The organism is Winogradskyella alexanderae (assembly GCF_020166335.1).
Lineage (GTDB): Bacteria > Bacteroidota > Bacteroidia > Flavobacteriales > Flavobacteriaceae > Winogradskyella > Winogradskyella alexanderae.
In genome coordinates, this window is record NZ_JAIUJR010000001.1 from 414,193 (window position 1) to 429,077 (window position 14,885).

At 33.2% G+C, this 14,885-nt stretch carries 15 protein-coding genes; 10 read left to right on the top strand and 5 right to left on the bottom strand.

The genetic code is table 11. The features are described 5' to 3' along the window. The first annotated feature begins 3 nt into the window (after positions 1-3). Positions 4-777: a glycosyltransferase family 2 protein gene (locus LBU54_RS01830; protein WP_224524852.1), complete on the top strand. Its 774-nt coding sequence runs from the start codon at positions 4-6 to the stop codon at positions 775-777. Here the strand turns inward: LBU54_RS01830 and LBU54_RS01835 are convergent. Beyond that, a complete protein-coding gene (locus LBU54_RS01835) occupies positions 767-2,074 on the bottom strand; it encodes a phenylacetate--CoA ligase family protein (protein ID WP_224524854.1) in 1,308 nt (435 codons plus the stop codon). The genes LBU54_RS01830 and LBU54_RS01835 overlap by 11 nt on opposite strands. An 85-nt stretch (positions 2,075-2,159) precedes the next feature. On the opposite strand from LBU54_RS01835, the gene purD reads away from it, so the two are divergent. Continuing rightward, a complete protein-coding gene (purD, locus tag LBU54_RS01840; protein WP_224524857.1) occupies positions 2,160-3,431 on the top strand; it encodes a phosphoribosylamine--glycine ligase in 1,272 nt (423 codons plus the stop codon). On the opposite strand, the gene LBU54_RS01845 is transcribed toward purD, so the two are convergent. Further along, the gene (locus LBU54_RS01845) at positions 3,426-3,653 is read right to left on the bottom strand and encodes a DUF6341 family protein (protein ID WP_224524860.1); all 228 of its coding nucleotides are present in this window, start codon (positions 3,651-3,653) and stop codon (positions 3,426-3,428) included. The two genes, purD and LBU54_RS01845, sit on opposite strands and share 6 nt — an antisense overlap. Positions 3,654-3,693: 40 nt before the next feature. On the opposite strand from LBU54_RS01845, the gene LBU54_RS01850 reads away from it, so the two are divergent. Beyond that, complete coding sequence (locus LBU54_RS01850; protein WP_224524862.1) at positions 3,694-4,611, top strand: DUF6427 family protein; 918 nt, start codon at positions 3,694-3,696, stop codon at positions 4,609-4,611. Here LBU54_RS01850 and upp read toward each other — a convergent pair. Next, complete coding sequence (gene upp / locus LBU54_RS01855; protein WP_224524864.1) at positions 4,600-5,259, bottom strand: uracil phosphoribosyltransferase; 660 nt, start codon at positions 5,257-5,259, stop codon at positions 4,600-4,602. The genes LBU54_RS01850 and upp overlap by 12 nt on opposite strands. 71 nt (positions 5,260-5,330) lie before the next feature. Between upp and LBU54_RS01860 the strand changes: the two genes are divergently transcribed. Further along, positions 5,331-5,939, top strand: a complete 609-nt coding sequence (locus LBU54_RS01860) for a DUF4254 domain-containing protein (RefSeq protein WP_224524867.1) — start codon at positions 5,331-5,333, stop codon at positions 5,937-5,939. A gap of 34 nt (positions 5,940-5,973) precedes the next feature. Beyond that, positions 5,974-6,999: a glycosyltransferase family 9 protein gene (locus LBU54_RS01865; RefSeq protein WP_224524878.1), complete on the top strand. Its 1,026-nt coding sequence runs from the start codon at positions 5,974-5,976 to the stop codon at positions 6,997-6,999. 8 nt (positions 7,000-7,007) lie between these two features. Here the strand turns inward: LBU54_RS01865 and LBU54_RS01870 are convergent, their stop codons facing one another. Then, positions 7,008-8,066, bottom strand: a complete 1,059-nt coding sequence (locus LBU54_RS01870; protein WP_224524879.1) for a ferredoxin--NADP reductase — start codon at positions 8,064-8,066, stop codon at positions 7,008-7,010. Between the two features lie 143 nt (positions 8,067-8,209). On the opposite strand from LBU54_RS01870, the gene LBU54_RS01875 reads away from it, so the two are divergent. The 4 genes from LBU54_RS01875 to LBU54_RS01890 all read left to right on the top strand — a co-directional run bounded on the left by LBU54_RS01875 (position 8,210) and on the right by LBU54_RS01890 (position 11,555). After that, positions 8,210-8,542 (top strand): PadR family transcriptional regulator, encoded by a 333-nt coding sequence (locus tag LBU54_RS01875; protein ID WP_224524881.1) that lies wholly within the window; start codon positions 8,210-8,212, stop codon positions 8,540-8,542. A gap of 32 nt (positions 8,543-8,574) precedes the next feature. After that, positions 8,575-9,207 (top strand): hypothetical protein, encoded by a 633-nt coding sequence (locus tag LBU54_RS01880; RefSeq protein ID WP_224524884.1) that lies wholly within the window; start codon positions 8,575-8,577, stop codon positions 9,205-9,207. 132 nt (positions 9,208-9,339) lie between these two features. Next, positions 9,340-10,818, top strand: coding sequence for a DUF5687 family protein (locus tag LBU54_RS01885; RefSeq protein WP_224524887.1), 1,479 nt, complete (start codon positions 9,340-9,342; stop codon positions 10,816-10,818). Positions 10,819-10,832: 14 nt separating this feature from the next. Next, positions 10,833-11,555 (top strand): ABC transporter ATP-binding protein, encoded by a 723-nt coding sequence (locus tag LBU54_RS01890; RefSeq protein WP_224524890.1) that lies wholly within the window; start codon positions 10,833-10,835, stop codon positions 11,553-11,555. A 117-nt stretch (positions 11,556-11,672) separates the two neighbouring features. On the opposite strand, the gene LBU54_RS01895 is transcribed toward LBU54_RS01890, so the two are convergent. Next, on the bottom strand, positions 11,673-12,416 hold the full coding sequence (locus LBU54_RS01895; protein WP_224524893.1) for an HAD family hydrolase: 744 nt from the start codon (positions 12,414-12,416) through the stop codon (positions 11,673-11,675). Positions 12,417-12,730: 314 nt separating this feature from the next. Between LBU54_RS01895 and LBU54_RS01900 the strand changes: the two genes are divergently transcribed. Continuing rightward, positions 12,731-14,815 (top strand): hypothetical protein, encoded by a 2,085-nt coding sequence (locus LBU54_RS01900; RefSeq protein WP_224524896.1) that lies wholly within the window; start codon positions 12,731-12,733, stop codon positions 14,813-14,815. Positions 14,816-14,885: the final 70 nt, after the last annotated feature.

The window sequence follows — 14,885 nt, forward strand, 5'->3', positions numbered from 1 at the left end:
TGTGTGAATCCAATAGTATCCATAATAACTCCCATTTACAATAAGGCTTCGGTTGTTAACCAAACCATAGAGAGTGTTTTAAATCAAAGTTATCAAAATTGGGAGCTTCTTTTGATTAATGATGCTTCGTTGGACAATTCTAAATCGATAATTAAGCCGTTTATTGATCAAGACAGCAGGATAAAATATTTTGAGTTTACCAAAAATAAAGGAGCCGCCGAAGCAAGAAATTATGGCACTAAAATGGCTAAAGGGGATTACATAGCATTTTTGGATGCTGATGATTTATGGCACAAAAACAAATTAAAGATTCAACTTGTAAAAATGACCGAGGAGACTATTGATGTTTGTTTTGGAAGCTATGAAATGATTAACGCAAAGAGTGAACCTATAAATATTAAAGTGAATGCCCTGCCTATACTACACTATAAAAAATTACTTAAAGCAAATTACATAGGCAATTTAACGGGTATCTACAATTGTAAAAAGCTAGGAAAAATTTACACTAAAGATCTGAAAAAGCGACAAGATTGGTTGTTATGGATAGAGGCTTTAAAAAGAAGCACAAAACCCGCAAAAGGAATTACAGAGACAATCGCATATTACAGAAAAATTGAGGGTTCACTGTCAGCTAATAAGTATAAATTGATTCAGCACAATTACAATGTGTACAGAAAAGGTCTAGGGTTTAGTATAGTTAAGTCTTGCGCCTATTTATTGCTGTTTTTTTATGAGCATTTCTTTGTGAAAAGCAAATTAGTAAAAACTATAAGCTAGATATAAATTGCTTCAATTTCCCGGCCTTAGTGCGTTTTAACACATCAACCCTTTTAAAGGTAATACTTAAATTAGGTTCTAAATATTTTTCGATCTCTTTTGTAATTACTGATTTTTTTTGATCTGTTAGAGGTGTTTTACTTGCGTAAGTAATTATAAATTGATCTAATGTCGCTTGTTCAATTACAAATTCAGAAATATTCGAATCATTTTCAATAACACTTTTCGTAATGTAGTAAAAAGTAAGACCAGCCGCTTTCTTACCACTTGGTAAAATAACTATGTCGTTCGTTCTTCCAAGAAGACTATTTAATTTTGGAAGTCTTTCAGAACTATCTAGGGTTAACGAACCAATATCCCCAATATCATATCTGATGAAAGGATGAGCTTTGTTGTAAAGAGATGTAATAATTACTCTGCCTTCTTCGCCATAAGGCAATACTTTATCTTTTTCATCAATAATTTCGATATAGAGCGTATCACTATTAACACGCCAATCGCCATTTGGTGTTTCAAAAGCAATTAAATCCAATTCAGAAGCACCGTATTCGTTCACAATTGGTACACCAAACTGCGATTTTATGAGCTTTCTATCCAAATCAAAGAGCATTTCAGAAGTTACAATACAAACTTTTAAACTTGGACAAATTTCTTTTAGTACAATGTTTTTTCGTTTTAAGAATTTCGCAAATTGAACAATGGGACTTGTATAGCCATTGATAAACTCAAAAGATATAGCTTTAAACTTATAAAGCACTTTATCAAAAGCATCATCACTAAGATTAAATACCGAAAATCGATATCTATTGCTAAATAGATCCTTTATACGTTCTTTGGTATAGCCTTTTCTGTCGAGCGGAATACCATAAAACCTCGCTTGCTTAGAGGAGTTAAAATCAATATTGTACCAAGAGAAACGATCCATTATTTGAGCCCACGTCATTGCATGACACCATTTGTCCTTTGCAAATATGAAGGGATCACCTGAACTGCCAGAAGTTTTATTGATATAAACGTTATTTGTGCTATACCCTTGAGAAAGTCGCTTTTCAATGGGTTGCTGTAAGTGGCGCTTTGTCATTATAGGAATAGAGTTCCAATTTTCTATATCAATGGCTTTTCCAAATGTTTTATAAAACGGATTGTAATTTAAATGATGCTGTAAGATGAGTTTTTTTTGTTCTTCAATGTAATCCTTAAAATCACTTTCTGTTTTTCCTTGAATATCGGCTAAGACCTTTTTGGCTTTATCGATTTCAAAACCATTTAATTTCAAAGAAAAGTCAAATAATCTCAAGCTGTATTGGGCTGTTTAAGGTTTACGTAAATTAATTGCTTTTTAATCTTAAAACCAATTATTTTTGCCCAAAGAAAAATACATCATGAACATCTTAGTACTTGGGTCGGGTGGAAGAGAACATACATTTGCCTGGAAAATTGCACAAAGTAAACATTGTAAAAACGTATTCGTTGCCCCTGGAAATTCGGGGACATCAGCACTAGGAAAGAACCTGGATTTAAATGTCAATGATTTTGAAAACATAAAAAAGGCTGTTTTAAAACATCAGATTGACATGGTCATTGTCGGCCCAGAAGACCCTCTAGTAAATGGGATACACGATTTTTTTCTGAATGACGAAGAGCTTAAGCAAATACATGTTATTGGACCTCAAAAAGAAGCCGCACAACTAGAAGGCAGTAAAGAATTTGCCAAAGAATTTATGTACAGGCACAATATACCAACCGCGAAGTATCAAAGTTTTACAAAAGATAACTTGGACCAAGGCATCATGTTTTTGGATACTTTAGAGCCACCCTATGTATTAAAAGCGGATGGATTAGCAGCCGGCAAAGGAGTTTTAATTTTGGAGGATTTAGATGAAGCTAAGTCCGAACTGAAAAATATGCTCTTAGATGCTAAATTTGGTCAAGCTAGCTCCAAAGTGGTGGTTGAAGAATTTTTGGATGGAATAGAACTGAGTTGTTTTGTTCTTACAGATGGAAAGAATTATAAAATACTTCCAACCGCAAAAGATTATAAAAGAATTGGCGAAGGTGATACAGGATTAAACACCGGAGGAATGGGTGCCATATCTCCTGTGCCATTTGCCACAAGAGAGTTTCTAGATAAAATTGAAAACAAAATTGTTAAACCAACAATCAAAGGCTTAAAAAAAGACAATTTACCTTATAACGGCTTCATATTTATTGGTTTAATTAAAGTTGGAGATGAACCCAAAGTAATTGAGTACAATGTAAGAATGGGAGACCCTGAAACAGAAGTTGTATTTCCAAGGTTAAAAACAGATATAGTTGAAATTTTTACTGCAATTTCAAAACAGACACTTTCTGACATTAAACTAGAAATTGATTCCAGAGCAGCAACAACTGTAATGCTTGTCTCTGGCGGTTATCCAGAAGCATACGAGAAAGGTAAAGAGATATATGGTTTAGACGAGATCGAAGATTCTTTGGTTTTTCATGCTGGAGCACAAAGGCAAAATGACAGGATCGTTACAACTGGGGGGAGAGTGTTAGCAGTTACATCCTACGGGAATACTTATCGAGAGGCCATAAAAAAATCTTATCAAAACATCAATAAAATATGCTTTGATAAGATGTATTATCGTAAGGATATCGGATTCGATTTATAGATAGGAATGTGCCGTCACACTCTTATCTTCTTCGTTATTTTTGTTATATTTTGCTAGTTCCATCATCCAATACACAAAAGCAACAAAGCCAATTAGCATAAAAATCCAAGAGAACGAATTAGCTAAAGTCCAGTTTTCTAATTCTAAGCTCCTAAGAGCATCAAATGGGGCGAAAAGCGTATTTACAAATAAATCTTCTATTCCGTAAAAGAAATCTTTCATAACTTTTTAAATTTACAAAGCAAAAATACAAAAAGAGTTAATGATTACAAGTGTTTTTAATAAATCTAAACCGGTTAATTTTTTAATTGTATTGACATTTGTACTCCTAATTATAGCCATCTCAAATTACAATTCTCTTTTTAATGGTTTCGACAACACTCTTATAGTATTGTTTAAGATTTTAGTCATAGTCTTTAAAATATTTTTATTTGACTTTATTGTCGGTAAAAATAATCTAACCAAAAGGAATAGTTTTGCAATATTGGCTTTTGGAATTCTTATATCTTTTTTTCCGACAATTTTTAACAATATTGATCTCCTTCTATCTAATTTATTTATAATTCTTGCTCTCAGAAGGATAATAAGTCTAGGTTCAAAGAAGAACATAAAGAAGAAACTTTTTGACGCATCGTTTTGGATTGCGATGGCAACTCTTTTTTATTTTTGGGCAATTTTATTCTTTGCAATTATTATTGTGGGTTTAATATACTACTCGCAAAATGACATTAAGAATGTCATAATTCCATTAATTGGAGTCATTACGGTTCTAATCTTACTTGTAGCATATAACATATTAATACAAGACAAGTTTTTTGGGTCCTCTAATTTTGAAATAACTGCAAGTCTTGATTTTACACCTTACAATAAGAAGGCTACCGTTTTTAAACTTACAATACTAATAACCTCTTTTCTTTGGACAATTGTATACTACTTTAAATCTATTGCCGATAAAAATAACAAACTAAAACCTTCTTATTTTTTAATAGCCTGGACCTCTATTATAAGTATTTTAATCGCTTTAATTGCACCAGTAAAAAATGGTAGTGAATTTATTTTTCTGTTTGCACCTCTGTCAATAATATTGGCAAATTATATTGAAGTTATTTCAGAACGCTGGTTTAAAGAAATATTTGTGGGTATCTTATTACTTACACCTGTGTTGGGTTTATTTCTGTAATTTTGGTCCAAATGCAAGATCACCAGCATCACCTATTCCGGGAATAATATATCCTTTATCATTAAGCTTTTCATCTATTGTTGCAATCCATAAATGAACATTTTCACTAACGTTTTTATTTATATAATCTACACCTTCTTGTGAACCAATAACACTAATAAGGTGAATTTCTTTAGGAATTCCATAGGGTTTTAAGACTTCCATTGTAGATAACATTGATTGGCCAGTAGCTAACATTGGGTCTGCAATTAACAGTGTTTTACCTTCAATGCTAGGGCAAGTTAGATATTCTATAATTATCTTAAAATTCTCAGTATTAGCATCGTGCTTTCGGTATGCCGAAATGAAGGCATTATCTGCATCATCAAAATAATTTAATAATCCATCGTGTAATGGCAACCCTGCTCTTAAAATTGAACATATCACTATTTCATTAGCCATGATTTCTGTTGATTTTTGACCTAATGGGGTTTCAATTTGTTTTTGAGAAAAGTTTAGAGTTTTGCTCATTTCAAAACCCAAAATTTCTCCAATGCGCTCAATATTTCTTCGAAATCGCATACTGTCCTTTTGGATTGTTTTGTCTCTTAATTGAGCAACAAAAGTGTTTAAGATTGATCGCGTTTCAGAGAGATTGTGTATGTGCATATTAAAGATGTTTCAGTAAAGGCTAAGTTAATAATTCAGAGTATATTTGCATATCCTAAATTTTTATAACAATGTTCTCAGATAAAGCTAATGCAATTTTTCAGGATGCGATTAAAACCTATAAAGTTTTAAATACCGTAGATCAGCCCTTTAAAAACAAATATGATAAAAACCAGGATTTAATTGCACATTTATTATACAGAAAATGCTGGATAGATACCGTTCAGTGGGCGTATGAGGATATTATAAGAGATCCAAATATAGATCCAGTAGATGCCTTGGAGTTAAAGAGAAAAATTGATGCCTCAAACCAAGACCGAACGGATACAGTAGAATATATAGATAGCTATTTCCTAGAAAAGTTTGATGATGTTGAAGTTAAGCCTTATGCAAAAATAAATTCCGAGAGCCCAGCATGGGCAATCGATAGACTTTCAATATTGGCCTTGAAAATCTATCACATGCATCTTGAAACAATTAGAGAAGATGCTACTGAGGCGCACAAGCAGGCATGCGAGAAAAAGTTAAATGTACTTTTAGAACAACGTGTTGATTTAAGTAAAGCAATAGATGATTTGCTTGAAGATATCGCCAACGGGGACAAGTATATGAAAGTCTACAAGCAGATGAAAATGTACAATGATGATGAGCTAAATCCTGTTCTAAGAGGTCAGAAATAAGCAACCAACCAACTTATTTTCAGATTATTTACAAATGCCAAAACCCAAACACATACTGGTAATTAGGTTTTCGGCAATGGGAGATGTTGCTATGGTAGTCCCGGTTTTAAGGGCTTTATCCAACCAATATCCTAATTTAAAAATAACTGTTTTAACTAGGGCATTTTTTAAGCCCTTATTCCAAGGCATCCGCAATGTGGAAGTTTACCCAGCTGATCTTAAAGGTAAGCACAAGGGCTTGGTAGGGCTTTATAAACTTTCAGAAGAGCTTAAGAAACTAAAGTTTGATGCCGTTGCTGATTTGCATAATGTATTAAGAAGTAAAGTCTTAAAGATCTTGTTTTATGGCAAAAATATTGTGCAACTAGACAAGGGCAGATCTGAGAAGAGAGCCTTGGTTTCTGGAGCGTCTTTCCGTCAACTAAAGACAACTCATGAGCGTTACGCAGATGTATTCAGAACTTTAGGGTTTCTGTTAGATTTATCAAAAACGGAAATCCCACCAAAGTTGCCCTTAAAAAACGAATTAAAAGGCTTATTGCCTAAGGACAATCTACCTTTAGTGGGAATTGCACCATTTGCGGCGCACAAGAGCAAAATGTATCCACTTAATAAAATGGAGAAAGTTATTGCAGAGCTGTCAAAGTTTTATCAAGTTTATTTGTTTGGAGGTGGCGAGAACGAGATCAAGATATTAAGAGATATTGCCGCTAGGTATGATGGCGTTGTTTCGGTTGCAGGACACTTGTCTTTTGAAAATGAATTAAAACTTATTTCAAACCTAGACTTAATGTTGTCCATGGATTCTGGCAATGCACATATAGCATCCATTTTTGGTGTAAAGGTTATTTCTATTTGGGGTGTAACACATCCTTATGCTGGTTTTGCACCATTTGGCCAACCAATAGAATTTGCTATGTTGGCAGATAGATCAGAATACCCCTTAATACCTACATCAATTTATGGGAATAAATATCCGGAAGGCTATGAGGATTGTGCCGGAAGCATTCCCATTAACAACATAGTATCAAAAGTTAAAGAGCAACTTTCGAGTAAATAATTTTTAAATTAGACATCGTCGTAATCTACAACAACCATATCTGAGGTTGGATGAGCTTGACACGTCAAAATTAAACCTTCAGCAACTTCGCTGTCGGTTAAAATATTATTTTGACGCATTTCTGCCTTACCTTCTGTAAGCCTTGCAATGCAACTACTGCAAATACCACCTTGGCAAGAATAAGGTGCGTCTATATCTTGTTTTAATGATGCTTCTAAAATCGTTTGTTTTTTTGACATTTCAAACTCAAATTCTTCATCATCTACAATGACTTTAATATTAGAATTCCCTTCTGCTATGGAGTTAGTTGCTTGCACACTTTCTTCAGTTGGAGAAGTAAAGAGCTCGTATAAGATATTGTTTTTCTTTATTTGATTTTCTAATAGTGCGTCTGTAACTGTATGGATCATTTGCTCAGGACCACACAAATAAAACTTTTCAATACTTACGTCTTTGTATTTATTTTTTAAAATGAGATTAACAATACCTTTATCTATACGGCCAAAAAGTGCATTTTCCTCTTGTGTTTGGCTGTAAATAAAATGAACATGAAATCTATTGCCATAAACGTTTTTTAGTTGTATTAAATCTTCACTGAACATTGCCTCTTTAGCAGTTTTATTTCCGTAAACCAAAATAAAATTACTAAACGGTTCGTCTTCCAATAATGTTTTTGCGATACTTAAGATGGGCGTTATGCCACTACCCGCCGCAAAAGCCGCAATAATTCTTGTTTTAGCTTGGTTTGCCTTAAATATAAAACGACCGTTAGGTTCAGCTACTTCTATTAAATCATCTACTTTGAGTCTTTCATTTGCGTATGCTGAGAAGGTTCCATTTTCAACTGCTTTAACAGCTACAGTAAGGTTGCCACTATTTTTTGATGAACAGATAGAATAGTCTCTGCGGATTTCTTCTCCATTTATTTTGACCTTAAGTGTAATATACTGACCCGCATCAAAGCTAAATTTTTCAATCAACATTTCTGGAATATCGAATGTTATAGCAACAGACTTGTTTGTGACTCTATCAATGGATTTAATTTTCAGGGAATGAAATTGTGACATGGCAATATTTTTTACAAAAATAACGAATATGTGAACGAAGAAAGGCCAATTCAAGTATGGGAACCTTTAAATTTTTCTTAAAATACACCTAAGTTGCTTATGCATAGGAAAATTATGTATATTTGAGCCTTTAATTAAACGTGATGAGTAATTCCAAATTATATAAAGGAAGTTTAAACACTATTATTTTAAAGTTGCTTAACGAACACGATAGAATGTATGGATATGAAATTACCCAAAAAGTTAAAGCCATAACTAAAGGCGAACTAAATATCACAGAAGGGGCTTTATATCCAGCTTTGCACAAACTAGAGGCTGAAGGATTATTAGATGCAGAAGTAGTAAAAGCGGATAACCGCTTGCGCAAATATTACAAGCTAACCGACACAGGCTCGAAAGAAACAGTTAATAAGTTACAGGAGTTAGCAGATTATATTAAAACGATGCAGACTTTAATAAATCCTAACCTGGTATAAAACCTCATCTGTATTTAAAGAATTTTTATAAAATGAAACTCACAAAAGAAGAAGTACAATTTATTGACAAATACCTAAAGGAAGGCGGTATTAAGTACTGGGATATTAGATTAGAAATGGTAGATCATCTTGTTTCAGATATTGAGTCTTATGAAGGATCTGCTGATTTTAAAACTCTTTTTTTACAAAGTCTTAAAAATGCCAATTGGGCCAAAAACCTGAATGAGGTAAATACAAATAGCTGGAAAAGTACAAATAAAATATACAGATCAAAGCACACCAAAGAACTATTGTCCATTTTAAAAAATCCAATTTACATTATCGGGATTTTGGGGTTTTATTCTGGTTTCACTTGGGTTACCAACCTTTTCCCATTAATATTAAGGCCCTTATCATTTGCTGTTTTATTGGCCCCTATGATAGTAATGGTCTACGAACTTATTAGATCATGGAGAATGAAATTGGGGCACTCCATTAATATGAACTATGGTTTTTTTTATTTTTCATTTGGAATAATAATGATGAATTTGCCCATTCAATTTTTACCAAAGGAGTACCTAAATATTTGGTTGCCAATTGTAATGACTGTTTACTTAATATTAGCGATTGCAGGTTACAGAGTATATAAGTTTGCTTTTAAAGAAGTGCTAAAAATGAAAAATTAGTGTAACAATGAGTTTGATGACACATATTAGATGAGATTAAACGGAAGCAAATTTTAAAACTATAATTTAAGGAAATTATGTAACAAATTATCTCTAATACCTACTAACACAGAAAACTAAGCTAACCTCAACATGATCAAGCATTTTATTAACTTAGAATGGAAGCAGTATTTTCGCTCTTCCTACTGGCAAAAGAATTTGGCGCTCAATATCTTAATGGTATTTTTAGCACTCTATTTTATTGTTGTCTTTCTTATTTTAGGTTTTGCACTTTTGCCTATTCTCAAAAAAGTATATCCAGATCAAGATCCATTTATAGTTGCAAATGGATTTGTTTTTTTCTGGATTATGGTTGATCTGCTTATGCGCTTTTTTCTACAGAAACTGCCTGTAATGAGCGTTAAACCGCTACTTACACTACCAATAAAGCGGTCTACTGTTGTTCATTATGTTTTGGGTAAGTCAGCATTATCGTTTTTTAATTTTTTGCCTCTGTTTGCCATAGTGCCATTCGGTATTATGCTAATTGTTAATGATTATGCAACGCCTAGTGTACTTATATGGATGTTAGCCATGGTAATAGTAGTCCTCATAATTAACTTTCTAAATTTTATTATCGAGGCATTCTCATCAGAGACAGAATTGTCGTTTTTACCTATAATATCGTTAGTTGCAGTATTATATGGTCTAGATGCTTTTGGGTTTGTGTCCTTATCTACTTTGCTTGGAGATGCATTTCTTGGTATAGCAAGTAACCCTATTCTTATAGTGGCACCTCTGGCTATATTAGCCATTTGCTATAGTTTTAATTTTAAGATTCTAAAGGACAAGTTGTTCTTGGATAGTTCTTTAAAATCTAAAGTAACTGAGGTAAAGGTGGCAGACTTGTCGTGGACTAAACGTTTTGGTGACATAGCGCCATTCATGCAACTCGATTTAAAATTGATATGGAGGAATAAAAGAACAAAATCATCGGTTTTTATAATGGTAATTGGATTGCTGTATGGCTTATTCTTTTATCCGCAACCCATCTACAGGGATATGGTGTGGTTATTCCCATTTATTGGAATTTTTGTTACGGGAATTTTCCTAATAAACTTTGGTCAGTTTATACCTGCTTGGGATAGTAGCTATTATAAAATGCTAATGAGTCAAAATATAAAATACGAGCAATACTTAAGATCCAAGTTTATTCTTATGGTGCTCAGCGTTGGGATTATGTTTGTACTGAGTATTCCGTATGTTTATTTTGGTTGGAAGATATTAGTAGCACACTTTGCGGCTGCAATTTATAACATTGGTGTTAATTCGCACGTAATGCTGTTTGGCGGTTCGTTTAACCGAAAGAAAATAGATCTCAATCAAAGGGCAGCTTTTAACTATCAAGGTACTGGTGCTGTGCAATGGATTATAGGATTACCATTAATGGTATTGCCTATGGTAATTTTTGCAATATTGAATTGGCTTTTTGGATTCGAAACAGGTATTGCGGTGCTCATAATTATGGGTGTAGCAGGCATTGTGTTTCATAAAAAACTAATGAAAATAATTACCCAACGCTATTTAAATTCAAAATATAAAATGATCGACGCCTTTAGTCAAGATAATTAATACATAGATTAGCCATGATATATACAAAAGACATTTCAAAATCTTACAACAATACAGTTGTTCTTAAAATTGATGAACTAACCATACCAAGAGGTCAGAGTTTTGGTTTAGTTGGGAATAATGGTGCTGGTAAGACCACATATTTTAGTTTGCTATTAGATTTAATAAAACCAACTACTGGAACTATATCAAACAATGAAATTGTAGTAGATAAAAGTGAAGATTGGAAACCATTTACCTCTTCATTTATTGATGAAAGCTTTCTAATAGGTTACCTAACTCCAGAAGAGTACTTTTATTTTATAGGCGATTTGAGAGGCCAAAACAAAGCCGATGTGGATGCATTGACATCCAAGTTTGAAGATTTTTTTAATGACGAAATAATAGGTAAGAAGAAATATCTTAGAGACTTAAGTAAAGGAAACCAGAAAAAGGCCGGTATTGTTGCGGCTCTGATCGGTAATCCAGAGGTGATTATTTTAGACGAACCTTTTGCCAACCTCGATCCAACCACACAAATAAGGCTCAAACAAATCCTTAAAGACCTAGCGGAGAAGCAAGGTGTCACTATCTTAATATCCAGTCACGATTTAATGCACGTTACTGATGTTTGTGAGCGTATTGTAGTATTGGAAAAAGGGGAAATAGTCAAAGACTTGGAAACCAATCCAACAACCCTAAAAGAGCTCGAGGCTCACTTTGCTGGACGAATGGAGCCTGTGGAAGAGGAAGAGTAAACCATAACTGCTAATACATAAGGATTATAAATAATTAGGATTAATTACTTTTTTGCTCTTTATTGAAAAGACAGAGGAATAGGTATGGCTAGATATTAAATTTTGTTGTGAATGCCCTTAGATTCCTAAAATTTCTTCAAATAGGAGGCTAGCATATTGAAATTTTTGCCTGAATTTATAAAAGCGGCGTCTTAGATAGTGTGTTTCAATACCATGCAGATTGGCATTTGTAATATCACTTTTGGGATTATCTCCAACCATTAAAACATTTTTAGGATTTATATTTTCCTGTTCTAATATTTTTTTAAAAATGAGTCCGTTGTTTTCCTTGCTTGCTTTTTGTGATGCCGAAACAAATACCTTATCATATAGGTCGTCAATTTTATGAACCTCCATAAGACGTAATAACATGTCCTCATCTGCATGGAAATCAGATACGCAGAAAAGAGTATATCCTTCTGCCTTAAGTTGGCGTAACACTTTGACAGTTAAATTGTTCAAATATTGAACACTGGCTTCTGCTTTAAAATCGGCCTCGTAAGCCTTCATTATAAAATCTTTTAAGGAACTGGTTTTGTCTAGGTTTAACTCATAATATAATTCTTGCATTACTGTTTCGTATCTAATTTCAGATTCAGTTACATTTAAAGACCTAGACATATTACTCATGATATGTCTCCGCAGATGGTAAAGTTCATTAACCTTAAGGTCAAGTCTCAAATGCTCAATTAAGGACCTCGCCCAAATTTTGAAGGGCTTAAGAGGGTGCACTCGTCTATGAACGATAGTGTCGTAGTAATCGCAAAAGATATATTCAATTGACTGTGAGTTCCGTACTTTCTTGAGTATTGGGTCTTTCATAAAAAATGTCTAATAAGTTTAACTAGCCCCTTAATAGCTTTTGATTATTGTAGCATAATTAAAAGAACAGTTTTTAACACTGTCTAACGGACTATAAATAAAGGTGTATAATAGATTTAATTTCTTAAGCATAGGTTGATCCGACCTTCATTTTCATCGATAATTTAATTTGAGCTAAAATAGTACAAAAGAAACAATTGTCCTTTGTCGTAAGGTTTTGGGCTTAAAAAGTTTCATAATCTATTAGCATATTTTACACTTTAACTTCTTAAATGTGCTAATTATCTAATTTATATTCAGTAATATAAATTTTTATGAGCTATTGTTTTAACTTCACTTTTGTTAAGACTCAGATTATACCAAAACTAACCGAAATGAATGGTAGAGCTATGTCTAAATTAACCGCTAGCCGAGAGATAAAATTACTTTTTATCAATTTTTTCGACTATGTGGTTTTTAGGAAATTTAAAGAGCAGAAAAAGGATATGCTCTTGGCAAAATTAATGATACGAGAGTTAGGAATAGATTTACAAACAAACCAATTATTCCTTATACTTAAAGACTGCAAAGCTAATGCAGGTATCCAAAATTTAGATGATTGTTCGAGTTTAACTTACCAAAGAATAATAGATGAAGTTTATGCACGATTAATATCTAATAAGGTATTGCCCAGACCAGCAAAAACCAACTTTGTAAATTGTTTCAAGCTGGCAGATGTCCATTCGAAAGTATTAACAAGTGCTCCCAACCAGTCCTTCATAAAATTATTGACCAAATTGAAAAATAAGGGGTTCAAGCTTTACTGTTATTCAGAATCTAAAGATAATTATCAGGCCATAAAAGACTATATCGAAACACAAGGGCTGCAGCATCTTTTTGAGGACGTTTTAATGTATGATGCAAAAGAGGCTAAAGCTCAAAAAACGCTATTTTTCCAAAGAACTTTAGATGAGAAGGCGGTAACTGACGAGGAAACTCTTGTTATTTCAAAGGAGAATAAAAATTGGTTTAACGAATTAGGGGTTACCCCGACCAGTTTAGAGACTAACTCTACAGAAACATTAAAATCCCTACCTGAGTTCAAAGAGTACCAGGGCATAGTAGACAATCTTTATAGAGCTTGCAATAATAAGTCAGCGCCTTGCCATAGTGATTATATCTTATTCTATTATGTATATATAGAGCGTTTGTACAAAAAAGCCAAAAGGGACAACATTAAAAATATTTGTTTTCTAGCGAGAGAAGGACTGTTTTTAAAAAAGCTTTTTGATCACTATCAAAACCAAATTGCTTTAGACAAAGACAACCTGATTAAATCTCACTATTTTAAGGCTTCACGAAACTCATTGATGCTAGCCTCGTTCAAAGACATAAAAGAAGAAAAATTTGAATATTTAAGAAGACGCTGGCCAAACTTATCTGTAGACAGTTTTTTGAAAAACTTCAATTTTCCAAAGGAAACGAAGGAGGGTATAGTCAAAGCTGCAGGATTAGAAAATTCGCATTCAACTGTAATTGAGGGCTTTTTGGATACAGAAACATTTTCAGTGCTAAAACGTACTCCAGAATTTGTTATCGCTTACAATAAAACCCGTCATGAACAAAAAAAGTATTTTGAGGCTTATCTAAACTCTTTTAATCTAGACATAAAGACTGAAGGTATTCATTTAGCTGACATTGGTTGGGTAGGAACTATGCAAAATCGACTCTACGAGTTTTTTAATCACGAGATAAAGGTAAATGGCTATTATTTAGGTTTGCGTGAGGTTCATAAAATCAAAGAAAACAACCTAAAATATGGACTTAACTTTAGTTTGTATCCTGAGATTGATTTTTTTGATTACATCCTCAAGGCCAATGTAGAACTTAATGAACAACTTTTGGCAGCAGGTCATGGAAGTACTATTGCATACACAAGTAAAAAAAACGGTTACACTATTGAGGAGTTTGAAGAGAGTGAAAAAAGGTGGTTTAAGAAATACATAGGCCCCACCCAAGAATTTATGTTTGAACGTTTCAAGGAATTAACGCAGTTACTCAAAAACGTTTGTTATGATTATAATGACGAACAATATGTTATGGCAGACTATGCTCTTAAGATAGGGCTTTTTGCCGATAAGAGAAAAGTAATGCGAGAAGTAAAAATATATGAAGGGTTTTACGAAAATGTTGGTAATTTTTCGGTGGGTTTGGCGTTTGGACAGAACCTAGACAGGGCCCAAAAAATAGAACTTTTTAAAAACTTCTTCATTTATCCGGAAAAAGCCTTTAGGTATGTACTTCGTTTAAAGCCAATGCTCTTAAGGCGAGAGATGTACTTCTTAGCCTATTTCATTCCAACGTATCTTATTTATTATTATATTAGGTTTAGGATGAAGAGGAAGGGATTAATTCCATAAAAAACATCTTTGCTTCGCATTTCTTTTAAACTTCTCTGCTGAAACTATAAAAATGTTTTTTGCATTGATG